Origin of the sequence: Rathayibacter sp. PhB186 (assembly GCF_003751825.1) — a bacterium.
Classification (GTDB): domain Bacteria; phylum Actinomycetota; class Actinomycetes; order Actinomycetales; family Microbacteriaceae; genus Rathayibacter; species Rathayibacter festucae.
The window spans coordinates 1588584-1612386 of sequence record NZ_RJKO01000001.1 but is presented as its reverse complement, the minus strand read 5'-3'; the positions used below and the strand labels follow the sequence as shown (position 1 = coordinate 1612386).

Here is a 23803-nt window from a genome sequence, read left to right as displayed (position 1 = left end):
GCGGCGTGCACCGCGGCCACGTCCTGCACGTGGCCGGCCGGCCCACCGTCGAGACGGCCGCCGAAGCGCTGGTCTCGATCCCGGACGGCGCGCTCGTCGTCGGCGACGGCGGGACGATCCTCTGGGTCGGACCGCACGCCGCACTCCCCCGCGAGTACGCGGACTGGCCGGTCACCGGCGACGCGGACGCGTTCCTCCTGCCCGGCTTCGTCGACACGCACCTGCACTTCCCGCAGACGTACTCGACCGACGCGTTCGGCGGCGGGCAGCTGCTGGAGTGGCTCGACACCGCGATCTTCCCGGCGGAGTCGCGGCTGGCCGACGAGGAGTTCGCCGGCCGCATCGCGCGGGCCTTCACCCGGCGACGGGTGAGCGCCGGGACGACCGCGGCGATGGTCTTCGGCTCGGCGTTCCCGCACGCGCAGGACGCCCTGTTCGAGCGGAGTGTCGAGGCGGGACTGCGCACGGTGTCCGGTCGCGGACTGCAGACGGTCGGGCCGCCGTCGGCCGCGGCGCTGCTGACCGGCGAGGACGAGGCGCTCGCCCTCGTCGCCGAGGAGATCGACCGCTGGCACGCCGTCGACACCGGCGACCCCTCGACCGCGCTGCAGCAGGTCGCGATCGTCCCCCGCTTCTCGCTGTCGGTGACGCCGACGACGCTCGCCGGGCTCGGCGAGCTCTACGACGGCGTGCGCGACCGCGGCGTGTACGTGCACAGCCACCTCAACGAGAACGACCGGCCGGGCGACGGCGAGATCGCCGCGGTCCTCGCGAGCTTCGGGACCCGCAGCTACCTGGACACCTACGACGGGCTGTTCCTGCCCGGCTCGCGGCGCGGCGGCTCCTCGCTGCTCGGCCGGCGGACGATCCTCGCGCACGCCGTGCACTGCCAGGACGCGGAGCTGCACCGGATGGCCGCGACCGGCACCTCGATCGCGCACTGCCCCACCTCGCAGCAGTTCCTCGGCTCGGGGACGATGCCGTGGCGGCGCACCGCGGCCGCGGGCGTGACGATCGCGCTCGGCAGCGACATCGGCGCCGGCGACGAGTGGCTGCTCGCACGGGTGGCGAACGACGCCTTCAAGGTGCACCTGTCGGAGGAGGGCGACGCATCGATCGCGCTGCACCCGGCCCAACTGCTCTTCACCGCGACGCTGGCCGGTGCGCGCGCGCTCGACATGGAGGAGCGCTTCGGTAACTTCGACCTCGGCAAGGACGCCGACTTCCTCCGCATCGAGCCCGACCGCTGGGAGCCGCTCGCGGAGGTGCTCGCCCTCGGCGTCCGCGCCGACGACCCGGAGGAGGCGACGGCCCAGCTGCTGTTCGCCCTGCTCCTGGGCCTGCGCGAGCCCGCCGTCGCGGCGGTCCACGTGCAGGGCCGCCGCGTGCTCGCCCCGTCCCTGTAGCCCCGGGGGGGGTGCTTCATGGTGGTCGAGTAGCCCCGGAGGGGCGTATCGAGACTCACCCGTCCTGACGGTGGGTGGATCTCGATACGCACGCTGCGCGCGCTACTCGATCGACATGGTTGATCAGCGCAGCCGCAGCGCCAGGAAGAGGTCGGCGCGGTCGGAAGTGTTCGAGAGGTCGCGCTGCGTCAGCTCCTCCACGCGGGCGATGCGGTAGCGGACCGTGTTGAGGTGCAGGTGGGTCTGCTCGGCCGCGCGCACCCAGGAGCCGCCGCAGTCGAGGAACGCCGACAGAGTCGCCACCAGCTGCGAGTTGTAGCGCGCGTCGTGCTCGATCAGCCGGCCGAGCACCAGCTCGACGAACACCGCGCGCAGGTGGTCCGGCACCGCGCTCAGCAGCTGCACCGCCGAGGTCACCTCGCCCGCTGTCCCGATCCGCACCGGCGACGCGTCGCCCGGCGCGGACGGCAGCCGCAGCGCGTACCGCGCCGACCGCAGCGCCCCACCGAGCGCCGGCAGCGGACTCGGCGCGCTCACTCCGACCCGCAGCACCGCGCCGTCCAACGCCGCACCGGCCCGGCGCAGCGCCGCGGTCACCATGGCCAGGGCTTCGTCGTCCGCCACCGGGACCAGCGCCACCGCACCGTCGGCATCGCGCCCCACCACGGCCCGGCCCAGATGCGCAACCGCATCCGTGAGCACCGAGCGCGCGAGCTCGCCGTCGCCGTCCACCGCGGCCGCCAGCACCGCGAAGCGCTCGACGCCGGCGAGGCCCAGCTGGCGGAGGTAGACCGCCGTCTCCGGCTGCTCGCTGTCCTCCTCGATCAGCTCGAGCAGCCGGTCGGCGAGCGCCGCGTCGGCGAGCAGGGCCGCCTCACGCTGCAGCCGGTAGAGCCCGATCACGCCCGTCAGCTCGGTGATCGCGTCGAGCAGCGAGGGGTGCCACTCGTTCCAGTCGCCGGCGACGACGACGAACCACGAGGCGGCGCGGTGCTCCTCCGCTCCCGCGACGGCGAGGATCGACAGCACTCCTCCGTGCGCGTCCGGCACCGTCACCGGGGTGCGGCGCGCGGTCAGGGCGGCGTGCACGACGCGGTCGACCTCGTCGGCACTCAGCGGGTCCGCGGACGCGGCGGCGGAGCGCCCGGTCGCGGTCAGCACCCGCACCGGCCGCCCCAGCTCGGTCGAGGTGCGGGCGATCAGCTCGTCGAGCAGCTGCCCGCGGTAGACCTCGGTCAGCAGCTGCCGCTGGCGCGCGAGCCCGGCGGTCAACCGCGCGACCCGGTCGCCCGCCAGAGCATTGGAGAGGTGCGCGGTGATCGAGGCGAAGGACACGTCGGCCGGCACGGCGAACAGCGCGACCCCGTGCGCGCGGCAAGCCGCGACCAGATCGTCGGGCACGAAGCCCAGGAGCCCCTCGCCGGCCAGCAGCGCGACGGCGCCGGAGGAGGCGACCGCGGACACGAAGGCCTCGCTGTCCTCGGCCGTGCGCCGCCACATCATCCCGGTGAGCACGAGCTGGTCGCGCGCCAGATAGCGGCGCGGGTCGAGCAGATCAGTGGTGAAGGTCCAGTTCACCTCGCGTGCGAGCGCCTCCTCGGTGGTGTGCACGGCGCGGATCCGCAGCGTCGGCGCGTCGAGGAGCTCCCGGAGCTGCACGCTCAGCTCCCCCGGTAGGTCGAGTAGGCGAACGGGCTCAGCAGCAGCGGGATGTGGAAGTGCGCGGCCGTGTCCTCGAGCCGGAACGCGACGACGACCTCGGGGTAGAACGACTCGGTGCCCGAGCGCTCGAAGTACGCGGCGGTGTCGAAGACGACGCGGTAGATCCCCGCGGGCAGCTCCGCCGGACCGAACTCGGCGACGCGGCCGTCGGCGTCCGTCCGAGCGGTCGCGATCGGCTCCCAGCCGGATCCTCGTCGCGCCTCGAGCGCGACCGGCACGTCCTGCGCCGGCCGGCCGAGCACGGCGTCGAGCACGTGCGTCGTGACGTGGCTGCGGTGCGCGCTCATCGACCCGCCTCCGCGACGGCGCCGGTCTCCGGTCCGAGACCGCGCACCCGCAGCACCGTGATCTCGCGCAGCTGGTCGGCGACGATCCCGCGCTCGGTGTCCTCGTCGAGGCCGAGCCGGCGCTCCAGCTCGGCGACGATCTCGGCGCGGTCGCGCCCGGCCGCGCGGATGAGGAACACCCGCCCGAACCGCTCCTCGTAGGCCCGGTTGCCGGCCAGCAGCCGCTCGGCCAGCGCCTCGTCCGGCGAGAGGCTCGACGCCTGCTCGGCGGCGGAGAAGTCGGAGGAGCGGCCGGTCCCCGCGTGCTTCTCGCCGATCCGGGGGTGGTCGGCCAGCGCCGCCTCCACCTCGTCGGCCGTCAGCGTGCGCGCGCTCGCGTCGGCCGCGGCGGCGAGAGCCTCGGTCGAGGCGTAGGGCGCGCCCGCGGCGACCTCGTCGGCCCAGCGCGGGACGGCGAGGCACGCCAGCAGCGCGTCGCGGAGGGTGGTGGGGTCGGTCATGCGGTCTCCTCGTCGGCCCGGGTGTGCGGCACGATGGTCGGATGGACGTGGTGGGGGTGGTGCTCGCCGCGGGCGCCGGCCGCCGGGCGGGCGGGCCGAAGGCGCTGCGACGCGATGCGGCGGGCGTGGGCTGGGTCGACCGCGCGGTGGTGCGACTCGAGGCCGCCGGCTGCGGGAGCGTGCTCGTGGTGCTCGGCGCCGAGGCCGAGGAGGCGCGACGCCTGGTCCCGGAGCGCGCCGCGGTCGTCGTCGCGAAGGACTGGGCCCAAGGACTCTCCGCGTCGCTGCGCACCGGACTGCGCGCCGCGCACGGCGACGCCGCCGTGGTGACGCTCGTCGACCTGCCCGACGAGCCCGCCGCGGTCGGCGAACGCCTGCTCCGCGACTCCCCCGTCGATCCGGCGGTACTCGCGCGGGCGACCTACGGCGGCCGGCCCGGTCATCCCGTGCTGCTGGGCAGCGCGCACTGGCGTCCGCTCGCGCAGACGCTCACCGGCGACTCCGGCGCCCGCGACTACCTTGCGCGGCACGGCGCCCTCGCGGTGGAGTGCGGAGACCTCTTCTCGGGGGCCGACCGCGACGGACCCGGCTGACGCGGTCATCCGAGCCCGCCCTCGTCGAGCGCGTCGCGCAGCGCGCGCCAGGCGAGGGTCGCGCAGACCGAGCGCACCGGGTTCGCGGCGACCAGCAGCAGCGCCGCCTCGTCGCCGAGCGGCTCGGCCGCGACCGATTCCGCTGCGCGTCCGGACACCGCGTCGTGCGCCGCCATCGCCTCGAGGAAGGCGGTGACGCGCCCGCGGACCGTCACCGCGTCGAGCCCGTCGAGCTCGTCCGCGAGCAGCGACGCAGAGCCCTGCGACACCTCGCACCCGCGCCCCGACCAGCTGATCGACAGCGCCGCCGCGCCACCGGAGACCCGGACCTCGATCCGGTCGCCGCAGGTCGGCGTGAGCAGCTCTGCCCGGCCGAGCACCTCCGCCGGCGCCGTCTCGTCCCGCCCCACCGGATGCCGAGCGTGCGCCCGGATCAGCTCGGCCGCCTCGGCGCTCACGGCCGCTCCTCCAACTCCGCCAGCTCGGCGTACAGGGTGCTGATGCCCGCTATCCGCTCGCGCGACTCCCGCGGCACGGCGCCGAGCACCCCGGCGGCCAGCACGGCGACCGCGCTCATCGCCGCCGCGTAGCTGTCGAAGGCCGCCTCGCTGTCGACCGGGCACTCCAGCCAGACCGCGCAGCGGTCGGCGAAGCGCCGCGCGTGCGCATCGGCGAGCATCACGACCGGCACCCCGTGCGCGGCCAGCACGTCGACGACGGCCGCGAAGGAGGCCGGCCGCCGCCGGAAGCCGACCAGCACCACCGCGTCCTCCGCGCCGAGCCCGGCGATCTCCTCGCCGAGCGACTGCCCGGGCTGCGGCGCGATCCGCACTCGGGCGCGCGCCTGGGCGAGCTGCTGACGCAGGTGCAGCGCGACCGGGTAGCTGTTGCGCAGTCCGATCACGACGACCTCGCGGGCGCCGGAGAGCAGCCGGACGGACTCCTCGAGCCGCCCGTCGGCGAAGGTCGTGGCGAGGCGGCGGAGGTTCGCGTGCTCGCTCTCGAGGTGCGCGGCCAGCGCGTCGGCGGGGGCACCGGCCGACGCCGGGCCGACCGGCACCCCGGAGCTGCGCAGCGCGCGCGCGTGCTCGCGCACCTCCTGCGAGTTGGAGAAGCCCAGCCGGCGGAAGAGCCGAGAGACCGTGGCCTTCGACACTCCGCTGTGCTGCGCGAGCTCGGTGGCGGTGTAGCTGGCGAGGTCGCCGAGGTGGTCGAGGATGAAGTCGGCCGCGCGCTGCTCCTGCCGCGAGAGCGAGGCGTAGCCCGCGTCGATCCGGCGGCCGATGCTCGGTGCGGAGGCCTCGGCGCGGTGCTCGATGATCGGCGCCGAGGCGGTCACACCCGTCCTGCCCGCGCCTCGGCGAACGCGTGCACCGCCGCCTCGAAGGCGTCCAGCGCCGTCGCGACGTCGGCCTCGGTCACGTTCTCCTCCGGGTGGTGGCTGACGCCGCCCTCGCAGCGGACGAAGAGCATCGCGTACTCGGTGAGGTCGGCGATCGCCATCGCGTCGTGCCCGGCCTTCGAGAACAGCACCATCGGCTCCTCGTCGCCGGTCGCGCGGATGCCGGTGCGGACGACGTCCTGCAGCCAGTCGGCCGCGACGACGGCGGGCGCCCCGTGCGTCTCCTCGACGGTCAGCGCGAGCCGGCGGCGGCGGGCCGTCTCCGACATCGAGTGCTCGATCCCGTCCCAGACGGTGTCGCGGACGTCGTCGAACTCGGCCCGCAGATCGAGCGAGAACTCCACCCGGCCGGGGATCACGTTGACCGCGCCGGGGAACGCCTCGAGACGGCCGACGGTGGCGATCGCCCCGTGCTCGCGGGCGATGCGCTCGACGGCGAGCACGGCCTCGGCGGCCCCGGTCAGCGCGTCGCGGCGGCGGTCGAACGGCACGCCGCCCGCGTGGCCGGCCTTGCCGGTGAGGGTGAGCGCGAAGCGGCGGGCGCCGGCGATGGAGGAGACGACGCCGAGGGCGCGGTCCGCCTCCTCGAGGTACGGGCCCTGCTCGATGTGCGTCTCGAGGTAGGCGAGGACGTCGGCGGCGTCGCGCGCCGCGGTCGAGATGCGCGAGGGGTCGAGGCCGAACTCGTGGAACGCCTCGACGAGGGTCGTGCCGTGCGCGTCCTCCAGCTCCCACCAGTGCTCGTCCCAGGTGCCGGCGACCGCGCGGGAGCCGAGCAGGGCCGTGCCGAAGCGGGTGCCCTCCTCGTCGCCGAACGCGACGACCTCGACGGCGAACGGCAGCCGGGTCCCAGCCGCGTTCAACCGGGAGACGACCGCGATCGCGAGCATCACGCCGAGGATCCCGTCGTAGCGCCCCGCGTCTGGCACGGTGTCCAGGTGCGAGCCCAGCAGCAGCGCGGGCAGTCCGGGCGTGGCGCCCTCGTAGCGGCCGCATTGGTTGCCGGCCGCGTCCTGCCAGGTGCGCATGCCGGCGTCCTCCATCCAGCGCGCGGCCATCGCGTTGACGCGCGCGTGCTCGGGAGAGAGGTAGACGCGCTCGATCGCACCGCGGGTGCTCGACACCGCGGCGAGCTCGTCGCAGCGCGCCATGATCGCGGCGGCGTCGACGACGCTCACGCCGCGCCTCCCCGTGCGGAGTCGTAGACGCCGTACGCGCCCGCGACCCCGCCACCCGGAGCGACGGTCGCGCCCGCGCGGCGCAGGACCGCCTCGAGCGCGGCGAGGGTGGTCAGCACCGTGTCCTGGCGCGCGTTGTAGCCCATCGTGCCGATCCGCCAGACCTTGCCGTGCAGCGGCCCGAAGGAGGTGCCGATCTCGATGCCGAAGTCCTCCAGCATCGCACCGCGCACCGCGTCGCCGTTCACGCCGTCCGGGATGTGCACCGCGACGACGTTGTTCATCTTGTGGGCGAGGTCGCCGAAGACGCGGAGGCCGAGCCCCTGGACGCCGGCGAGCATCGCCGCACCGTGCAGCTCGTGCCGCGCGATGGTGGTGTCGAGGCCCTCCTCGACGATCAGCCGGGCGCACTCGCGCGCGCCGTAGAGCATCGTCGTGGCCTCGGTGTGGTGGTTGAGCCGGCGCGGGCCCCAGTAGTCGAAGACCATGCCGAGGTCGAAGTAGTTGGACCGGACGGGGTGCGCGCTGACCGCGTCGCCCTCGTCGCGGATCCCGGCCTCGATGCTCTTGCGCGCCTCGATCACGGCGACGGCGCGCTCGGAGAAGGTGACGGGAGCCGAGCCGGAGGGCCCGCCGAGGCACTTCTGCAGCCCGGCCGAGACGGCGTCGAGGCCGAGCTCGTCGGCGCCGAACGCGTTGCCCGCGAGCGACGCGGTGACGTCGGTGTAGAACAGCACGCCGTGCTTCTCGCAGACCGCGCCGAGTTCCTCGAGCGGCTGCGCCATCGTCGTCGAGGTGTCGCCGTGCACGACCGCGAGCACCTTGGGGCGCACGCGCTCGATCGCCTCGGCGATGACCGAGACCGGGAACACCTGGCCCCACTCCGCCTCGATCACGTGCACCTCGGCGCCGCAGCGCTCGGCGATCTCGCGGAGGAGATGGCCGAAGCGGCCGAAGACGGGCACCAGCACCCTGTCGCCCGGCTCGAGCATCGAGACGAGCGCCGCCTCGATCCCGGCGCGGCTGGTGCCGTCGACCAGCATCGTCTTCTCGTTCGACGTGGCGAAGACGCGGCGGTAGAGCTCCTGCGTCTCGTTCATCATCGAGGTCATGAACGGGTCGTACTGGCCCACCAGCTGCGCGGACATCGCGCGGAGCACCCGCGGGTCGGCGTTGATCGGGCCGGGGCCCATCAGCAGCCGCGGCGGCGGGTCGATGGGGAGGAACGTCGAGATCGCGGGCGCGGTCGGAATGGGAGCCACCTTCTTCGCAGTCGGACGTGCAGAAACACCTGTTTCAGGTTCCGACCTTACTGCAACACACGTTTCGCCCATGTTTCGGCGCCGGTAGGTCTCGATACGGCACCTGCGGCGCCTACTCGACCAGCATGAGCTGCCCTTCATGCTGGTCGAGTAGCCCCGCAGGGGCGTATCGAGACCCACCCCTCCCGAGCCAGGCAGTACATGCTTCACCAGAGCGGCCCCTCTTCATGCTGGTCGAGTAGCCCGCATCGCGGGCGTATCGAGACCCGCCTACCCCAGCACCTCCGCCGCCAGTTCCAGCAGCGCCAGATCCGCCCCGCGCGGCCCGACCAGGCACAGCCCGACCGGCCGCCCGTCGACGCTCAGCCGCGGCACCGACAGCGCCGGATACCCGCCGATCCCCGCGAGGCAGGTCAGCCCGAGAGTCGCGGTCCGCGCCGCATCGATCACCTCGGCCGACGCGTCGAGCGCCGGCGCCACCGACGACGCCGACGGCAGCAGCAGCACCCGCCCGCCGAGCGCCGCGTCGAGCTGCTCGCGGAACCCCGCGACCCGCTCCCGCGCCGCCGCCTCGGTGTCCGCATCGATCCGCGCCGCGGCGTCGAACCGCGCCTGCACGTCTGGTGCGAGCACGCCCGGATGCGCCGCGACCCAGTCACCGTCCGACGCCCACGCCTCCGCCGCCTGCACCGTCCGGAACGCCTCGAACATCTCCGCCACCGGCGGCAGCTCGATCCGCTCCACCTCGAGCCCGTCGACCACCGCCGAGAACGCGGCCGCGACCGGAGCGTCGACCCTCTCGTGCAGCGCCTCGGCCACGACGAATCCGCTCACCGGCGACTCCGCACGCCCGGTCAGCGCGACCGCGGCGACCTTCCGCAACGTCTCGAGATCCCGCGTCAGCCACCCCACCGTGTCGAAGCTCGGCGCGAGCGGCAGCAGCCCCTCGACCGGCACCGCGCCGTGCGTCGTGCGCAGCCCCCAGAGCCCCTGGTACGACGCGGGCACGCGGATCGACCCCGCCGTGTCCGTGGCGAGCCCGACCGCCGCCTGCCCGAGCGAGACCGCGGTCGCGGGTCCGCTCGAGGAGCCGCCCGGGATCGCCCCCGGGACCGCCGGGTTCGGCGGCGTCCCGTAGCCGGAGTTGCGCCCCGCGATGCTGTACGCGAACTCGTCGGTCTGCGCGATCCCGCGCACCGACGCCCCCGCGCCCAGCAGCATCGCGACGGCAGGAGCGGTGGATCGCTCGACCACCGCCTCCGCCAGCCGCACGGGGATCCCCGCGCCGATCCGCTGCCCCTCGATCGCGAACAGGTCCTTCACGGCCACGTCCAGCCCGTCGAGCGGCCCCGACGCGGAGGCGGGCACGAGCGGCGCCCCGACCGCCCGCCACACCCGCACGTCGAGCGCCGGCGCGGGCGCCTGCACCTGCGCGGCGCGCACCCGCCAGGTTCCGGAGTCCCGCGTCCACAGCTGCGTCACCAGCCCGCGCCCCCCGCGGGCCGGCAGGTTCACCGTCACGACCAGCGCGTCGTCCGCTCCGAGGGCCCGGACGTGCAGCTCGGCGAGAGCCCTCGGCGGCGTCCCGCCCCGCCGCCCGCGGAACCCCGTGATCGCCTCGTGCCCCACGAGCAGCCCGGAGGCGTCGCCGCGCAGCGTCGTCGGCTCGCGGACGAAGGCGTCGGCGAGCGCCGGCACGTCGTCGGCCGCCAGCGCGGACTCGTAGGCGAGCACCGCGTCGACGAGCCCGTCGGGCAGCTCCCCCTCCAGCGTCGTGACGCGCGGATCAGGGACGTGCTGCTCAGTCATCGAAGTCCGCCGTCCGCACGCGGGCGTGCACGCCCTTCACCAGGTCGACGACCTGCGAGATGTTGAAGTCCGTCGCGGCACTGAGGTACGCGTAGGCGAGGCTCGCGTCCATCCCGTAGCGGGCCTGGAGCAGCGCGATCGCCGCCCGCACGCAGTTCTGCACCGCGACGTCGAGGTCCTCGTCCATCCCGGTCGGCACCAGGAACTCGGCCGTCTCGCCGAGCGGCCCGGCGATCTCGCCGAACGCGGCGAGCGCCTCCGCCCGCGGGATCACCTCGAAGCGCACCCGCACCCGCAGGCTCGCCTCCATCGCGGTCAGCGCGACCTCGCCGTCACCCTGAGCGAAGTGCGGGTCCCCGACGTAGGCGAGGGCCTCCGGCACCTGCACCGGTAGATAGACGCTCGTGCCCGCCGTGAGCAGCGAGATGTCGATGTTGCCGCCGTGCGCGCCCGGAGGCACGGAGTGCGGCCGCTCGTCGCCCGCCACCGCGACGCCCATGATCCCGAGGAACGGGTGCAGCTCGAACCGCACCGAGCGCTCACCGCCCGGAGTCAGCGGCAGGACGCCCCGCCGGATGCCGTCGTCGCCCTCCTCCACGCGGGCGAACGCGCTGAACGACCCCGCGGCCAGCGGATACTCCCCCGGCAGCGCGCCGCGCCCGTGCCGGTTCGAGATCACGCCGTACGGGACCCGCGGCTCGGCCTCGAGCAGCGTCATCCGGAGCAGATCGCCCGGCTGCGCGCCGCGCACCGCGATCGGCCCGGTCACCACGTGCGGCCCGTCGACGGCGGTGTCGCGGAAGGGCCCGGCCGCGGCGAGCTCGATCGCGTCGCGCAGCACCCCCTCGGGAGCCACACCGTGCGCCCCGAAGAACGCGACGGGATCCCGCCCCTGATCCTCCAGCACCCCCTCGTGGCTCAGCGTGTCGATGACGACCTCCGCACCGGAGTCCACGGTGAGCACCGCCCGGTCGCTCGCGCAGGGCAGCCGCCCCCACAGCACCGATCCCGGACCGGCCGGCAGGTACTCGACCCCCTCCGGAAGTCCCTCCCCGGGCTGCACCGCCCACACCGCCGGCTGCTCCTGCGCAGGCCGCCCCTGCGCGTCCCGCCTCTGCACGTCCTGCACGATGGCCGCCTCTCCGCGCGGGCCCGCCCCGCACTCCGTCCGACAGTAGCGGCGCCGTGTTGCGCCCTCGTGTCCCGGCCGCCCGCCGCATCCATGGCAGTATCGGCCCCGCACCACCCTCGCTCCCTCCCGCGAGATGCCACTTGTGCACGCGACACGCCGACGGAGGCGCTCACAAGTGGCATCTCGCGGCACCCGCCCACCCCTCCGACGACAGGACCCCTGTGTTCCGACGCCTGCGCACGCGCACCGACAACGTCCACCTCGGCCTCATGCTCGCCCTGACCTTCTCGACCGGCATCATCGACGCCGTCGGCTACCTCGGCCTCGACCGGGTCTTCACCGGCAACATGACCGGCAACGTGGTCATCCTCGGCATGGCGCTCGCCGGCGCCGACGACCTCCCCATCGTCGGCCCGATCATCGCCCTCGCCGGCTTCATGCTCGGCGCCGCGATCGGCGGTCGCGTCCTGCGCCCGGTGAAGGCCGGCTGGACCACCCGCTCCTCCTGGCTCTTCACCGTCGTCGGCCTGCTGATGGCCGTGCTCGCCGTCGTGCTCGGCGTCGTCCCCGAGCACCCCGAGCCCCTGGCCCTCACCGTCACCGGCGTCCTGGGCCTCGCGATGGGCCTCCAGGCCGCGACCGCCCGCCACATCGCGGTCAAGGACGTCACCACCGTCGTCGTCACCTCGACCATCACCGGCCTCGCCGCCGACTCCCGCCTCGGCGGCGGCAAGGGCCAGCCCTGGTTCCGCCGCGCCACCGCCGTCGTCCTGATCGCCGCCGGCGCCGGAGTCGGCGCCCTGGCCCTGAACGTCGGCCTCTGGCTCGGCCTCGCCATCGCCGCCGCGATCACCCTGATCGCCTCGCTCCTCGGCCACCTCATCGCCCACGTCAAGCACGCGACCCCCGCGGAGGAGAAGACCGCGGCCTGACCTCGCCGGGTCCTGCCTTCCTTCTCCCAGTTATGCACACGTTCCTTTGCACACCACGGCGTTGTGCGTAGGATTCCGACCATAGCGTTGGAGGAACAGGATGCCCGGCTACCGAATCGACTCGCAGCTCGCAGAGCTCGGTGAGAACGTACGCGGCTGGCGCATGGTGCTGGGCCTGACCGCTCAGCAGGTCGCGGAGCGCGCCGGCATCACTCGCGCGACAGTGCACAAGATCGAGGCGGGTGACCCCGGTGTCCGCTTCGGAAGCGTCGCTCAGGTCCTCCGAGCCCTCGGAGTGCTCGATCAGACCATCGCCGCTACCGACCCCCTCGCCAGCGACATCGGCCGACTGCGCGCCGGCCGTCTGACGAAGAAACGCGCCCGATGACCACCGTGGACGTTCTGGTCGACGAGAACGGCCGCTCCCGGCCTGTCGGTCGAGCGCACTTCACCCGCACGCGAGGCGAGGTCTCCACGACCTTCCTCTACGACGCCGACTACCTCGCAAGCGGAGGTACGAGCATCGACCCCGTGCTGCCACTCGTGAGCGGCTCGCAACATCAGACCGGCCTCGTCCGTGCCTTCTCCGACAGCGCCCCCGACCGCTGGGGACGGAACCTCGTCGAGAAGGCCGAGCGGATCCGCGCGCGCGAGGAGAACCGCGCACCCCGCCGCCTCGACGACGTCGACTTCCTTCTCGGCGTGAGTGACGACACCCGGCAGGGCGGACTCCGCTACCGCCTTCCCGGCAGCGCAGCGTTCAGCGGGGAGCCCTCGACGGTCCCCCCGCTGCTGTCCCTGCCGACGCTCCTGCGTGCCGCGGACGACGTCTCCGCGGACGAGGACCCGAGCCGCGCGGTCAAGCAGCTTCTCGACACGGGGACGACCGGTCTGGGCGGGGCGCGACCGAAAGCGTCGGTGCGCCTCGAGGACGGCTCGCTGGCGATCGCGAAGTTCCCCCATGGAAGCGACGAATGGGACGTCATGGCCTGGGAATCGACCGCCCTGGACCTCCTGGATCGCGCGGGTCTTCGAACGCCCCAACGGAGACTCAGCCGCGTAGGGGAACGCAGCGTGCTGATCCTGCGCCGGTTCGACCGCACAGTGGACGGCCGGCGGATCGGCTACATCAGCGCGATGACCGCTCTCAGCGCCGTCGACGGCGACCACCGAGACTACGCCGACCTCTCCGACGCCATCCGCGATCTCTCCTTCTCGCCGCGCGCAGACCATCACGAGCTCTTCGACCGCATCGTCGCGAGCGTGGCACTCGGAAACACCGACGACCACCTGCGGAATCACGGCTTCCTCGCTGAGCGCGGTGCGTGGCGGCTGAGCCCGGCGTTCGACGTGAATCCGAACCCTGATCCGTGGCGTGCTCGTTCCACCTCGATCATGGGAGCCGATGCACCGCCTGACGAGGCGGAGGCGCTGATCGCGCTCGCTGAGGGATTCAGCCTCTCGGCGAGGGAAGGCCGTGAGCGGATGGTCCGCATCGCCGAGTCGCTGGCGCCCTGGCAGGAGTCCGCCCGGGCCAACGGCATCGCTCAACGAGAGATCAGCATGATGGCCGAGTCGGTTGGGCCGCGACTCGAGGCGGTCGTCACCGCTGCCCGCTGAAGGCGAGCGACGACGTAGGTTCTGGATTCTTGGTCTCCGCGCCGCTCAGCGCGGTGCGCGCTGGCAGTGCGGGCAGAGGTGCGACGAGCGGTTCATGAACGGCACGCGGACGATCGGCTCGCCGCAGCGCGGGCAGGGCTTGCCGGTCTGGCCGTAGGCGTTGAGGCTGTGCGAGAAGTAGCCGGAGGCGCCGTTCACGTTGACGTACTGGGCGTCGAAGCTGGTGCCGCCCTCGGCCAGGGCGCGCTCGAGCACCGAGCGGACCTCGGCGAACAGGCGGCGGATCCGCGCCTCGGTCAGCGTCGAGCTGGGCGTCTCGGGATGCAGCTCGGCGGCCCAGAGCGACTCGTCCGCGTAGATGTTGCCGATGCCGCTGACGAGCGTCTGGTCGAGCAGGGAGCGCTTGATGCCGCTGTTCCGGCGGGCCAGCACGGCGAGGACGGCCGAGAGGTCGAAGAACGGGTCGAGCGGATCGCGGGCGATGTGCGCGACCTGCGAGGGCACGGCCCGCAGCCAGTCGCCGTCGACCGCGTCGTCGCCGGCGTAGCCGCCCGGAGCGCCGTCCGCGGTGGGGGCCAGCGAGTCGATCGCCATCGACCCGAAGATCCGCTGGTCCACGAAGTGCAGGGCCAGCTCGCCGTGCTCCGGATGCTCGATGCCGATCCGGATGCGGGTCAGCTTCGCGAGCGCCGCATCGGCCGTCCGCAGCAGCACCTGCCCGCTCATTCCGAGGTGCACGAGCAGCGCCTCGCCACGACCGGCCGGCAGCCAGAGGAACTTCCCGCGCCGCACCGCACCGCACAGCCGCCGCCCGACGAGCAGCCCCTCGAACGAGCCGAGCGGGTGCACGTGGCGCTTGAGCGAGCGCTCGTCGACGATCTCGACGCTCGTCACCAGCGAGCCGGTGACGGCGGGAGCCAGCCCGGCCCGCACTACCTCGACCTCGGGCAGCTCGGGCACGGTCAGCCCTCGATCGGAGCGGCGGGAGCGACCGGCTCGCCCGGAGCCGTCGCCGAGAGGCGCGTCCAGGCGTCGAGAGCGGCGGCCATCTCCGCCGCCTTCTTGCTCGTCCCCTCGCCGCGGGCGGTGACGAGCCCGCCGACGACGACGGTGGCGACGAAGATCTTGCTGTGGTCCGGTCCGGTCGCCGCGATCTCGTAGCGGGGCGCGGGCGCACCGCGCTCGGCCGCCGCCTCCTGCAGGCTCGTCTTCGGGTCCATCGAGACGCCGAAGCGCAGCGGATCCGCGGTCAGCGGAGCGATCAGGCGCAGCACGAGGTCGCGCGCGGCGTCCGGGCCCGTGCCGAGATAGACCGCGCCGATGATCGCCTCGACGGTGTCCGCGAGGATCGACGACTTGTCGCGGCCGCCGGTCATCTCCTCGCCGCGGCCGAGGCGGAGGTGCTCGCCCAGGCCGATGCCGCGGGCGATCTCGGCCAGCGCGACCGTCGAGACGAGGCTCGCCCGGCGCTTGGCCAGGTCGCCCTCGCTCAGCGCGGGGTACTCGGTGTAGAGCATGACCGTCACGGCCTGGCCGAGGATCGAGTCGCCGAGGAACTCGAGGCGCTCGTTGTGCGGGAGGCCGCCGTGCTCGAAAGCGAACGACCGGTGCGTCAGGGCGAGCTCGAAGAGCTCACCGTCGAGGCTCACGCCGAGCGTGGCCTCCAGACGCGACCGGTCGTCGCTGGAGGGTGTGGCAGAAGTCTGGTTCACCATGGACCGCACGGCTCGTGTCGCGGAGCGACGCGCAGCCGAAGGGACTGGATCAGACGTTCGCGACCTTGCGGCCCTTGTACTCGAGGAACAGCGCGGTACCCGCGGAGTCCTCGACGACCTTTGCGCGGTGCGGGAGGCTGTAGACGGTCTTGCCGTTCTCGACGGTCTTCACCAGGGGCGGGACCTCCGCCTTCCACTGCGAACGACGAGCGTGGGTGTTCGCGCGGGACTTCTTCCTCTTGGGAACAGCCATGATTCTCTCTTCTCTAGCTCGGTCGGATCAGGCGGGGCTGATCAGGTTCGGTCGTCTTCGGTGCGCGGCTCGGCGCCGGCACCACTGTCTGCGGAAGCTCCGGGCGCTGCGGCCCCACCGGTCCCCGACTCGCCCAACCCGGCGAGCGCGGCCCACCTGGAGTCGCGCGGAGCCTCGGGCTCGGACACGGAGGACTCGGCCAGCCGCTCCCCCGTGACAGGGTCGAGGCCCGGACAATCCGGCCGGCAGACCGGCTGGAACGGCAGCGACAGCACCACCGCATCCCTGACCAGAGGTTCAAGATCCACGTGGTCGTCGTGAACCTCATAGTCGAAAGCTTCGTCAGAAGAGTACGCGAAAAGTTCCTGGAACTCGACATCGACAGGCAGGGAGATGTCGGTGAGGCAGCGACTGCACTCGCCGACGGCCTCCGCGGACACCTGGACGCTGGCCAGGATGCCCTCGTGCACCGACTCGATCCGGACGTCGAGATCGAGCGGCGCGCCCTGGCGGACGGCGACGATGCCCTCGCCGAAGGCCTCGGGCGCCTCGAGGTCGAGACGGTGCTCGCGCATCTCCCCCGGGCGGTTCACGATGTCGCGCACGTTCACGGTGAACGGCGTCTTCTTGAAAGTAGTCACGAGGATCGAGCCTAGTCCCCCGCGCCACGCCCGGGCGGAGGTCACCCGGATCCCGCCGACACCCCGCACCCCCACTCCTCAAAAGTTGCGGGCGAATACGCAGAAGTTGCGGTAGCCGGGATCGACTACCGCAACTTCTGCGGAGTGGAGAGGGTGGTCAGTGGAAGGGGACGCGTCAGGCGCCGCCCTCCTGCAGGGTCACCTCGATCGGCTCGTAGTCGGCGCCGCTGGTGTCGACGCCCTCGTCCGCGAGCTCGGCGAGCGCCTTCTCGACGTACTCGTTCGAGTAGGCGGTCTCCGGCGGGTCCTCGCTGATGATGGTCGCGCCGGTCTCGTTCTCCGTCGTCTTGGCGATGTCGACCGTCTGGTCCCAGGCGGCCTCGTCGATCATGCCGACGCCGTCGGTCGAGGGCCAGATCAGCTTGTTGACCTCGTTGGTCATCCAGAGCTGGTGGCTCGTGCCGAGCGTGGAGCCGGCCGCGGTCACGATGTCCGCCGCCTCCTGCGGGTTGTCCTTCGCGTAGATCCAGCCCTTGATCGACGCCTTGATGAAGGCGACGGTCTGCTCGGCGTAGGCGTCGTCGCTCGAGAGCTTGTCCGCGTCGGCCCAGATCGCGTCCTGCAGCATCGCGGTGCCGACGTCGTTCCAGCTGATCACGTTGAGGTCGTCCGGCGTGTACAGCTCGCCCGTGTCGGGGTTCACCGTCTCGAGGACCTGCGCGTACTCGTTGTAGGTCATCGCCTGCGCGGCGTCGATGTCGCCGGCGAGGAAGCCGTTCATGTCGAAGAGCTGCTGCACGAGCGAGATGTCGCTGAGCGCGACGCCGTCCTTCTGCATGCCGGCGAAGAGCTCCCACTCGTTGCCGTAGCCCCAGCTGCCGACCTGCTTGCCCGCGAGGTCGGCGGGCGAGGTGATGCCCTTGTCCTTGAACGAGATCTGCGTGGTGGCGCTGCGCTCGAAGATCTGCGCGACATCGGTGATGTTCGCGCCGTTCTCGATCGAGCCGAGGACCTTCGGGACCCAGGAGATCGCGTAGTCGGCGTCTCCGGAGGCGAGGACGTCCTGCGGGACGATGTCGCCGCCGCCCTCGGCGATGGTCACGTCGAGGCCCTCGTCCTCGTAGTAGCCCTGGTCGACGGCGGCGTAGTAGCCGGCGAACTGGGCCTGGGCGACCCACTGGAGCTGCAGGGTGACGGGGGTGAGATCGCCCGAGTCCCCCGAGGCTCCCGAGCCGGTGTCACTGGATGCGCTGCAGCCGGTGAGCGCGAGGCCGACGGCGGCGAGCCCCGCCGTGGTCGTCATCGCGATGCGCGTGCGTCTGTTCACTGTTCCTCCTGGTGCGGTGCGGTGCGGGATGCGGCCCGGACGGGCCGTCAGTGCCGTGGTGCGGATGGAGCGGTGGAGCGGATGGAGCGAGTGCGGTGGTGCGAGTGCAGTGGTGCGGGTGGTGCGTTCGGGTGGAGCCGAAGTGCCCGTCCGGCGCGAGCCGGCGGGAGTCGAGGGGCGCGTCTCAGCGCGCGTGGCTGCGCCGCAGCGCGAGCGCCTCGAGGCCCGCGGTGACGCAGTAGAAGACGAGGCCGACGAGCACGGCCCCGAGCACGTAGGCGTAGGCCAGCGCGTAGTCGCTGCCCGACGCGGCCGAGGTGATCGACTTGCCGAGCCCGCCGATCGGCCCGCCGAAGTACTCGGCGACCAGCGCCGAGATCACGGCGAGCGAGGAGGCGATCCGCAGCCCCGTGAAGAAGAACGGCACCGCCCCGGGCAGCGTGATCGTCCGCGCCGTCTGCCACGGCGAGGCGGCGTAGGCGCGCATCAGATCGCGATGCACGGGAGCAGCCTGACGCAGCCCGCGCAGCGTGTTGACGTACACCGGCACGAAGACCGCGAGCGCCGCCACGAGCTGCCGGGCCGTCTCGACGTTGGCGCCGAACATCGTGTAGAGCACGGGGGCGAGCGCCACGATCGGCACGACGGCCGCGGCGGCGACGATCGCCGCCGTCAGCCCGTCGAAGACCCGCACCAGCGCCGACACCCCGGCGACGAGCACCGCGAGCACCGCCCCGGCGACGAGCCCGATCAGCGCGTTGCCGCCGGTCACCCGGCTCCCCGCCAGGACCGAGCCCGCGTTCTGCGCGAACTCCGCCCCGATCGCGAGCGGCGAGGGCAGCACGAACGGCTGCACGTCGAGCGCCGTGACGCCGACCTGCCAGAGCAGCAGCGCCGCGACACCGAGCACGAGCGGCGCGACGACCGCTCGGGCGAGCGCGGGGCTGCTCACCGGTTCTCCACCCCGCGCGGCACCGCGGCGGCGTCGCCGTGCAGCAGCTCGCGCACGGCCCCGACGTCGGCGAAGAACGCCGCGTCCTCGCGCACCCCCGCCTCGCGCTCGGAGGAGTCCGGCAGCGCGATCCGCAGCACGTCGCGGATCCGCCCGGGTCGCGGCGACATCACGACGACGCGGTCGGAGAGGAACACCGCCTCCGGGATCGAGTGCGTCACGAAGACCACGGCGGCCCCCGTCTCGCTCCGGATGCGCAGCAGCTCGGTCTGCATCCGCTCGCGCGTCATCTCGTCCAGGGCACCGAAGGGCTCGTCCATCAGCAGCAGCCGGGGGCTCTCGGCGAGGGCGCGCGCGATGGCGACCCGCTGCTGCATCCCGCCGGAGAGCTGATCGGGGTAGGAGTCGGCGAAGTCGCCGAGCCCCACCAGCGCCAGCAGCTCGTCGACCCGCGACCGGCGGGCGGCGGTGCCCACGCCGTGCAGCTCGAGCGGCAGCGCGATGTTCGCCCGGATGCTCCGCCAGGGCAGCAGCCCCGCCTGCTGGAAGGCGATGCCGTAGTCCTGGTCGAGCCGGGCCCGCCGCGCCGTCTTGCCGAACACCGAGATCGAGCCGGAGGTCGGCTCGTCGAGGTCGGCGATCAGGCGCAGCAGCGTCGACTTGCCGCAGCCGGAGGGTCCGATCAGCGACACGAACTCCCCCGCGGCGATCTCGAGCGAGACGGTGTCGACCGCGGTGACGCTCGTGCTCTTCTTCGTGGTGAACGTCTTCGTGACGGAGTCGACGACGACGGCCGGTTCGGCAGCGCTCATGCGGGCTGCTCCCCTCTGCGGAACGGACGGAGCGCGGTGCCGATCAGGCCGACGACGCCGGCGGCCGCGAGGCCCACCAGCACCGCGCCCAGGATCGGCGCCCAGGGCTTGGCGGGGTCTCCCCCGGCGGAGGAGGCGAACTCGATGATCATCCGGCCGATGCCGCCGCGCAGGCCGATCGAGACCTCCGCGACGACGGTGCCGATCACGGCGCTGACGGCACCGAGCCGCAGCGCCGGCAGGAGGAACGGCACGCTCGCGGGGAGGCGCAGCCGCAGCAGCGTCTTCCACCAGCCGACGCCGTAGACGCGCATCAGCTCGACCTGGTGCGACGACGGCGCGTTCAGTCCGCGCAGCGCGCCGATCGAGACCGGGAAGAAGGCGAGGTAGGAGGCGATCAGCGCCACCGACATCCAGTTCTCCCAGGTGAAGGCGCCGAGCTCGAGCTGCGAGCCCCAGCGGCGCACCAGCGGTGCGATCGCGATCAGCGGCACCGTCTGGCTCAGCACGATCCACGGCAGCACCGCGGACTCGGCCGTGCGGAAGCGCTGCATCAGCACCGCGAGCAGCAGCCCGACCACCACGCCGACGACCCAGCCCACGGCCGCGACGCCCAGCGAGAAGGCGCTGGCCTGCAGCACCGCGAGCCAGAGCACCGGCGCGTTGCGGGCACCGGTCACCGGCTCGACGAGCCGCCCGGCGATCTCCCACAGGTGCGGCATCGCGATGGCGCTGGTGCGCGGGAGCACGGTGACCCCGCCGACGACGACGCCGGTCTCCGGCCCCAGGGCCTTGTAGACCTCCCAGAGCACCGCGAGCAGGAGCAGCCCGGCCGCGCCGAGCAGGACTCCGCGCGTCGCGGCCGGCGACCTCATGCCTTGGCCACGATGTGCGGGCCGAGCGCCGGGATGACGCGCTCGCCGTACACGCGCAGCGTCTCCTCCTTGTTGTCGTGCTGGAGGTAGCCGGCGAACTGCGTGACGCCGATCTCGGCGAGCGCCGTCAGCTTCGCGATGTGCTCGTCGGCGGTGCCGAGGACGCAGAAGCGCTCGACGATCTCGTCGGGCACGAACGCGGTGTGCGAGTTGCCGGCCCGCCCGTGCTCGTTGTAGTCGTAGCCCTCGCGCCCGGCGATGTAGTCGGTCAGCGCCTGCGGGACGGCGCCCGAGGTGCCGTAGCGGCCGACGATGTCGGCGACGTGGTTGCCGACCATCCCGCCGAACCAGCGGCACTGGTCGTACATGTGCGCCCGGTCGGTCCCGATGTACATCGGCGCCGCGACGCAGAACTGCAGCGACTCCGGGTCGCGGCCGACGTTCGCCGCCGCGTCCTTGACGGTCTGGATCATCCAGCGCGCGATGTCGAGGTCGGCGAGCTGCAGGATGAACCCGTCGCCCGTCTCCCCCGCCAGCTTGAGCGCGAGCGGTCCGTAGGCGGCGACCCACATCTCCAGCGAGGAGCCGCGGCTCCACGGGAACTGCAGGGTCGAGCCGTTGTACTCGACCGAGCGGCTGTTCGCGAGCTCGCGGATGACGTGGATCGACTCCCGCAGGGTCTTCAGCGTGGTGGGAGCACCGCCGGTGACGCGGACGGCGGAGTCGCCGCGGCCGATGCCGCAGACGGTGCGGTTGCCGTACATCTCGTTGAGCGTCGCGTGCAGCGAGGCGATGACGGTCCAGTCGCGGGTCGCCGGGTTGGTGACCATCGGGCCGACGGTGATCCGGTGGGTCTTCTCGAGGATCTGCGAGTAGATGACGTACGGCTCCTGCCAGAGCAGGTGCGAGTCGAACGTCCACGCGTAGTCGAAGCCGTAGGTCTCGGCGAGGACGGCGAGCGCGACGGTGCGCGAGGCGGGCGGGTTGGTCTGGAGGACGACTCCGAAGTCCATGGGGCTTCCTTCGTTGCGGTGGGAAAAGGGGACTTCGGGTCAGATCAAATACTGGGACAAGCCCCGCTTGATGTACTTCCCGTCGCCCTTGGTGCCGATGTACTCGCCGGAGTCGACGACGACCTTGCCGCGAGAGACCACGGTGTCGACGTGGCCGTCGATCTCGAAGCCCTCCCAGGCGGAGTAGTCCATGTTCATGTGGTGGCTGCGGCCCTCGCCGATGCCGATCGAGGTGTGCCCGTTCGGGTCGTAGACGACCACGTCGCCGTCGGCGCCGGGCTGGATAACGCCCTTCTTCCCGTACATCCCGAACATCCGCGCCGGAGTGGTCGAGGTCAGCTCCACCCAGCGCGGCAGCGAGATCTGCCCGGACACGACGCCCTGGTACATCAGGTCCATCCGGTGCTCGACCGAGCCGATGCCGTTCGGGATCTTCGAGAAGTCGCCGACGCCCATGTCCTTCTGGCCCTTCATGCAGAAGGGGCAGTGGTCGGTGGAGACCATCTGGATGTCGTTGGTGCGCAGCGACTGCCACATGTGGTGCTGGTGCCCCTCCGCCTTCGAGCGCAGCGGCGTCGAGCACACCCACTTCGCGCCCTCGAAGCCGGGCGCGCCGAGCTGCTCCTCGAGCGAGAGGTAGAGGTACTGCGGGCAGGTCTCGCCGAACACGTTCATCCCGCGGTCGCGGGCCTGCGCGATCTGCTCCACCGCCTGCTTCGCCGACACGTGCACCACGTAGAGCGGCGCGCCGGTGAGGTCCGCGATCATGATCGCCCGGTGCGTCGCCTCCTCCTCCGCCTGCCACGGCCGCGAGGTGCCGTGGAAGTAGGGCGAGGTGTTGCCGGCGGCGAGCGACTGCTTCACCAGCTCGTCGATGATCGCGCCGTTCTCGGCGTGCATCATCATCATCGCGCCGTTCGACGCGCCTTTCTGGAACGCCCGCAGGATCTGCCCGTCGTCCGAGAGGAACACGCCCTTGTAGGCCATGAAGAGCTTGAAGCTGGTCACCCCCTCGTCCATCAGCTCGTCCATCGCCACCAGGGACGAGTCCTGCACGTCGGAGAGGATCTGGTGGAAGCCGTAGTCGATCGCGCAGTTCCCGGCCGCCTTCTCCTGCCAGGCCTGGTAGCGGTCGACGACGCTCTCGCCCGGGTACTGCACGACGAAGTCGACGATCGAGGTCGTCCCGCCCCAGGCCGCGGCCCGGGTGCCGGTCTCGAAGGTGTCCGAGGCGAAGGTGCCGCCGAACGGCATCTCCATGTGCGTGTGCGCGTCGATCCCGCCGGGGATGACGTACTTGCCGGCCGCGTCGATCACGCGGTCGACGTTCGCCGCGAGGTCGAAGCCCAGCAGCGTCGAGCCGGGCGCGAGCACCGCGGCGATGGTCTCGCCGTCGATCAGGACGTCGGCGGTGGCGGTGCCGGTCGCGTTGACGACCGTGCCGTTCGTGATGAGGGTCTTCATCGATGCTCCTCGGTGGTTCCGGTGCTGCGGCGGTCGCGCGGTCGGTTCGTCGGCGGTCAGGGCGTGGCGATGCTCGTGTACGAGTCCGGACGGCGGTCGCGGTAGAACTGCCAGTCGTCGCGCATCTGCTGCACCATGTCGAGGTCCAGATCGCGGATCAGGACCTCCTCGCTGTCGCCCGAGCCGCGCTCGCCGACGAAGTTCCCGCGCGGGTCGATCACCTGGCTCGTGCCGTAGAAGTCGACGGCCAGCTCGCCGTACTCGTTGTCCTCGCGGCCGACCCGGTTGGGCTGGAGCACGAAGTAGCCGTTCGCCACGGCGGCGCACGGGCCCTCCACCTCCCACAGGCGGTTGGAGAGGCCCGGCTTGGTCGCGTTCGGGTTGAACACCATGTGCGCGCCGTTCAGGCCCAGCTCGCGCCAGCCCTCGGGGAAGTGCCGGTCGTAGCAGATGTAGACGCCGACCTTGCCGACGGCGGTGTCGAAGACCGGGTAGCCGAGGTTGCCGGGGCGGAAGTAGAACTTCTCCCAGAAGCGGTCGAGGTGCGGGATGTGGTGCTTGCGGTACTTCCCGAGGATCGTGCCGTCGGCGTCGACGACCACGGCGGTGTTGTAGTAGACGCCGGTGATGTCCTCCTCGTAGATCGGCAGGATCATCACCGTGCCGAGCTCCTTGGCCAGCGCGGCGAAGCGCTGCACGATCGGGCCGTCGGCGGGCTCGGCGTAGCGGTAGTACTTCTTGTCCTCGGTGATGCCGAAGTACGGGCCGTAGAACAGCTCCTGGAAGCAGACGATCTGCGCTCCCTGGGCGGCGGCATCGCGGGCGAACTGCTCGTGCTTGTCGAGCATCGACTCCTTGTCGCCGGTCCACGTGGTCTGGGTGATCGCTGCGCGGACGATGGTCATCGG

25 protein-coding genes are annotated in these 23803 nt (G+C 72.5%); 5 read left to right on the top strand and 20 right to left on the bottom strand.

Annotated features, from left to right (window positions below; translation table 11 throughout):
* Positions 1 to 5: 5 nt before the first annotated feature.
* Positions 6 to 1406, top strand: coding sequence for an amidohydrolase family protein (locus EDF45_RS07545; protein WP_123735509.1), 1401 nt, complete (start codon positions 6 to 8; stop codon positions 1404 to 1406).
* 123 nt (positions 1407 to 1529) lie between these two features.
* Here EDF45_RS07545 and EDF45_RS07540 read toward each other — a convergent pair whose 3' ends face one another.
* Genes EDF45_RS07540 through uraD form a run of 3 tightly spaced genes read right to left on the bottom strand, consistent with a single transcriptional unit; the run spans position 1530 to position 3915 of the window.
* Positions 1530 to 3065, bottom strand: a complete 1536-nt coding sequence (locus EDF45_RS07540) for a helix-turn-helix domain-containing protein (protein ID WP_123735508.1) — start codon at positions 3063 to 3065, stop codon at positions 1530 to 1532.
* Between the two features lie 2 nt (positions 3066 to 3067).
* Positions 3068 to 3415 carry a hydroxyisourate hydrolase gene (uraH, locus tag EDF45_RS07535; protein ID WP_123735507.1) on the bottom strand — a complete coding sequence of 116 codons (348 nt, stop codon included), beginning with the start codon at positions 3413 to 3415 and terminating at the stop codon, positions 3068 to 3070.
* Positions 3412 to 3915, bottom strand: a complete 504-nt coding sequence (gene uraD / locus EDF45_RS07530; RefSeq protein ID WP_123735506.1) for a 2-oxo-4-hydroxy-4-carboxy-5-ureidoimidazoline decarboxylase — start codon at positions 3913 to 3915, stop codon at positions 3412 to 3414. The genes uraH and uraD overlap by 4 nt, the downstream gene beginning before the upstream one ends.
* Before the next feature lie 41 nt (positions 3916 to 3956).
* Here uraD and EDF45_RS07525 point away from each other — a divergent pair, with 41 nt between their 5' ends.
* Positions 3957 to 4508, top strand: coding sequence for an NTP transferase domain-containing protein (locus EDF45_RS07525; protein ID WP_123735505.1), 552 nt, complete (start codon positions 3957 to 3959; stop codon positions 4506 to 4508).
* Between the two features lie 5 nt (positions 4509 to 4513).
* Here EDF45_RS07525 and EDF45_RS07520 read toward each other — a convergent pair whose 3' ends face one another.
* The 6 genes from EDF45_RS07520 to EDF45_RS07495 form a co-directional block, all read right to left on the bottom strand.
* Positions 4514 to 4966 (bottom strand): iron-sulfur cluster assembly scaffold protein, encoded by a 453-nt coding sequence (locus tag EDF45_RS07520; RefSeq protein ID WP_123735504.1) that lies wholly within the window; start codon positions 4964 to 4966, stop codon positions 4514 to 4516.
* On the bottom strand, positions 4963 to 5847 hold the full coding sequence (locus tag EDF45_RS07515; protein WP_260311921.1) for a MurR/RpiR family transcriptional regulator: 885 nt from the start codon (positions 5845 to 5847) through the stop codon (positions 4963 to 4965). Before EDF45_RS07515 ends, EDF45_RS07520 begins: the two co-directional genes overlap by 4 nt.
* Positions 5844 to 7088, bottom strand: a complete 1245-nt coding sequence (locus tag EDF45_RS07510) for an allantoate amidohydrolase (protein WP_243623265.1) — start codon at positions 7086 to 7088, stop codon at positions 5844 to 5846. The genes EDF45_RS07515 and EDF45_RS07510 overlap by 4 nt, the downstream gene beginning before the upstream one ends.
* On the bottom strand, positions 7085 to 8281 hold the full coding sequence (locus tag EDF45_RS07505; protein WP_123735632.1) for an alanine--glyoxylate aminotransferase family protein: 1197 nt from the start codon (positions 8279 to 8281) through the stop codon (positions 7085 to 7087). The genes EDF45_RS07510 and EDF45_RS07505 overlap by 4 nt, the downstream gene beginning before the upstream one ends.
* A gap of 339 nt (positions 8282 to 8620) precedes the next feature.
* Positions 8621 to 10159, bottom strand: coding sequence for an AtzH-like domain-containing protein (locus EDF45_RS07500; RefSeq protein ID WP_123735503.1), 1539 nt, complete (start codon positions 10157 to 10159; stop codon positions 8621 to 8623).
* A complete protein-coding gene (locus EDF45_RS07495; RefSeq protein ID WP_221181096.1) occupies positions 10152 to 11279 on the bottom strand; it encodes an acetamidase/formamidase family protein in 1128 nt (375 codons plus the stop codon). The genes EDF45_RS07500 and EDF45_RS07495 overlap by 8 nt, the downstream gene beginning before the upstream one ends.
* 233 nt (positions 11280 to 11512) lie before the next feature.
* Here EDF45_RS07495 and EDF45_RS07490 point away from each other — a divergent pair, with 233 nt between their 5' ends.
* The 3 genes from EDF45_RS07490 to EDF45_RS07480 all read left to right on the top strand — a co-directional run bounded on the left by EDF45_RS07490 (position 11513) and on the right by EDF45_RS07480 (position 13843).
* Positions 11513 to 12223, top strand: a complete 711-nt coding sequence (locus EDF45_RS07490) for a YoaK family protein (protein ID WP_311316333.1) — start codon at positions 11513 to 11515, stop codon at positions 12221 to 12223.
* 100 nt (positions 12224 to 12323) lie between these two features.
* Positions 12324 to 12611 carry a helix-turn-helix domain-containing protein gene (locus EDF45_RS07485; protein WP_123735501.1) on the top strand — a complete coding sequence of 96 codons (288 nt, stop codon included), beginning with the start codon at positions 12324 to 12326 and terminating at the stop codon, positions 12609 to 12611.
* Positions 12608 to 13843: a type II toxin-antitoxin system HipA family toxin gene (locus EDF45_RS07480; protein WP_123735500.1), complete on the top strand. Its 1236-nt coding sequence runs from the start codon at positions 12608 to 12610 to the stop codon at positions 13841 to 13843. Before EDF45_RS07485 ends, EDF45_RS07480 begins: the two co-directional genes overlap by 4 nt.
* Before the next feature lie 45 nt (positions 13844 to 13888).
* Here the strand turns inward: EDF45_RS07480 and mutM are convergent, their stop codons facing one another.
* The 11 genes from mutM to EDF45_RS07425 all read right to left on the bottom strand — a co-directional run bounded on the left by mutM (position 13889) and on the right by EDF45_RS07425 (position 23800).
* A complete protein-coding gene (gene mutM / locus EDF45_RS07475) occupies positions 13889 to 14803 on the bottom strand; it encodes a bifunctional DNA-formamidopyrimidine glycosylase/DNA-(apurinic or apyrimidinic site) lyase (protein ID WP_123735499.1) in 915 nt (304 codons plus the stop codon).
* Positions 14804 to 14805: 2 nt separating this feature from the next.
* Complete coding sequence (rnc, locus tag EDF45_RS07470; RefSeq protein WP_123735498.1) at positions 14806 to 15558, bottom strand: ribonuclease III; 753 nt, start codon at positions 15556 to 15558, stop codon at positions 14806 to 14808.
* A 49-nt stretch (positions 15559 to 15607) separates the two neighbouring features.
* A complete protein-coding gene (gene rpmF, locus EDF45_RS07465; RefSeq protein ID WP_123445680.1) occupies positions 15608 to 15811 on the bottom strand; it encodes a 50S ribosomal protein L32 in 204 nt (67 codons plus the stop codon).
* Between the two features lie 41 nt (positions 15812 to 15852).
* Positions 15853 to 16452: a DUF177 domain-containing protein gene (locus tag EDF45_RS07460; protein ID WP_372487848.1), complete on the bottom strand. Its 600-nt coding sequence runs from the start codon at positions 16450 to 16452 to the stop codon at positions 15853 to 15855.
* 175 nt (positions 16453 to 16627) lie between these two features.
* On the bottom strand, positions 16628 to 17779 hold the full coding sequence (locus tag EDF45_RS07455) for an ABC transporter substrate-binding protein (protein ID WP_243581707.1): 1152 nt from the start codon (positions 17777 to 17779) through the stop codon (positions 16628 to 16630).
* 184 nt (positions 17780 to 17963) lie between these two features.
* A complete protein-coding gene (locus EDF45_RS07450; protein WP_123735497.1) occupies positions 17964 to 18731 on the bottom strand; it encodes an ABC transporter permease in 768 nt (255 codons plus the stop codon).
* The gene (locus EDF45_RS07445) at positions 18728 to 19543 is read right to left on the bottom strand and encodes an ABC transporter ATP-binding protein (RefSeq protein ID WP_123735496.1); all 816 of its coding nucleotides are present in this window, start codon (positions 19541 to 19543) and stop codon (positions 18728 to 18730) included. The genes EDF45_RS07450 and EDF45_RS07445 overlap by 4 nt, the downstream gene beginning before the upstream one ends.
* Complete coding sequence (locus EDF45_RS07440; protein WP_123735495.1) at positions 19540 to 20418, bottom strand: ABC transporter permease; 879 nt, start codon at positions 20416 to 20418, stop codon at positions 19540 to 19542. The genes EDF45_RS07445 and EDF45_RS07440 overlap by 4 nt, the downstream gene beginning before the upstream one ends.
* On the bottom strand, positions 20415 to 21431 hold the full coding sequence (locus EDF45_RS07435; protein WP_123735494.1) for a TIGR03842 family LLM class F420-dependent oxidoreductase: 1017 nt from the start codon (positions 21429 to 21431) through the stop codon (positions 20415 to 20417). The genes EDF45_RS07440 and EDF45_RS07435 overlap by 4 nt, the downstream gene beginning before the upstream one ends.
* A 39-nt stretch (positions 21432 to 21470) precedes the next feature.
* A complete protein-coding gene (hydA, locus tag EDF45_RS07430; RefSeq protein WP_123735493.1) occupies positions 21471 to 22895 on the bottom strand; it encodes a dihydropyrimidinase in 1425 nt (474 codons plus the stop codon).
* A 56-nt stretch (positions 22896 to 22951) separates the two neighbouring features.
* Positions 22952 to 23800 carry a nitrilase-related carbon-nitrogen hydrolase gene (locus tag EDF45_RS07425; protein WP_123735492.1) on the bottom strand — a complete coding sequence of 283 codons (849 nt, stop codon included), beginning with the start codon at positions 23798 to 23800 and terminating at the stop codon, positions 22952 to 22954.
* Between the last annotated feature and the right edge of the window lie 3 nt (positions 23801 to 23803).

Coding starts and splice junctions, on each gene's coding strand:
- uraH (WP_123735507.1), bottom strand. CDS start 3,415: ATGAGCGCGCACCGCAGCCACGTCACGACGCACGTGCTCGACGCCGTG.
- uraD (WP_123735506.1), bottom strand. CDS start 3,915: ATGACCGACCCCACCACCCTCCGCGACGCGCTGCTGGCGTGCCTCGCC.
- EDF45_RS07525 (WP_123735505.1), top strand. CDS start 3,957: ATGGACGTGGTGGGGGTGGTGCTCGCCGCGGGCGCCGGCCGCCGGGCG.
- EDF45_RS07505 (WP_123735632.1), bottom strand. CDS start 8,281: ATGGGCCCCGGCCCGATCAACGCCGACCCGCGGGTGCTCCGCGCGATG.
- EDF45_RS07500 (WP_123735503.1), bottom strand. CDS start 10,159: ATGACTGAGCAGCACGTCCCTGATCCGCGCGTCACGACGCTGGAGGGG.
- EDF45_RS07485 (WP_123735501.1), top strand. CDS start 12,324: ATGCCCGGCTACCGAATCGACTCGCAGCTCGCAGAGCTCGGTGAGAAC.
- EDF45_RS07480 (WP_123735500.1), top strand. CDS start 12,608: ATGACCACCGTGGACGTTCTGGTCGACGAGAACGGCCGCTCCCGGCCT.
- rnc (WP_123735498.1), bottom strand. CDS start 15,558: ATGGTGAACCAGACTTCTGCCACACCCTCCAGCGACGACCGGTCGCGT.
- rpmF (WP_123445680.1), bottom strand. CDS start 15,811: ATGGCTGTTCCCAAGAGGAAGAAGTCCCGCGCGAACACCCACGCTCGT.
- EDF45_RS07445 (WP_123735496.1), bottom strand. CDS start 19,543: ATGAGCGCTGCCGAACCGGCCGTCGTCGTCGACTCCGTCACGAAGACG.
- EDF45_RS07440 (WP_123735495.1), bottom strand. CDS start 20,418: ATGAGGTCGCCGGCCGCGACGCGCGGAGTCCTGCTCGGCGCGGCCGGG.
- EDF45_RS07435 (WP_123735494.1), bottom strand. CDS start 21,431: ATGGACTTCGGAGTCGTCCTCCAGACCAACCCGCCCGCCTCGCGCACC.
- hydA (WP_123735493.1), bottom strand. CDS start 22,895: ATGAAGACCCTCATCACGAACGGCACGGTCGTCAACGCGACCGGCACC.
- EDF45_RS07425 (WP_123735492.1), bottom strand. CDS start 23,800: ATGACCATCGTCCGCGCAGCGATCACCCAGACCACGTGGACCGGCGAC.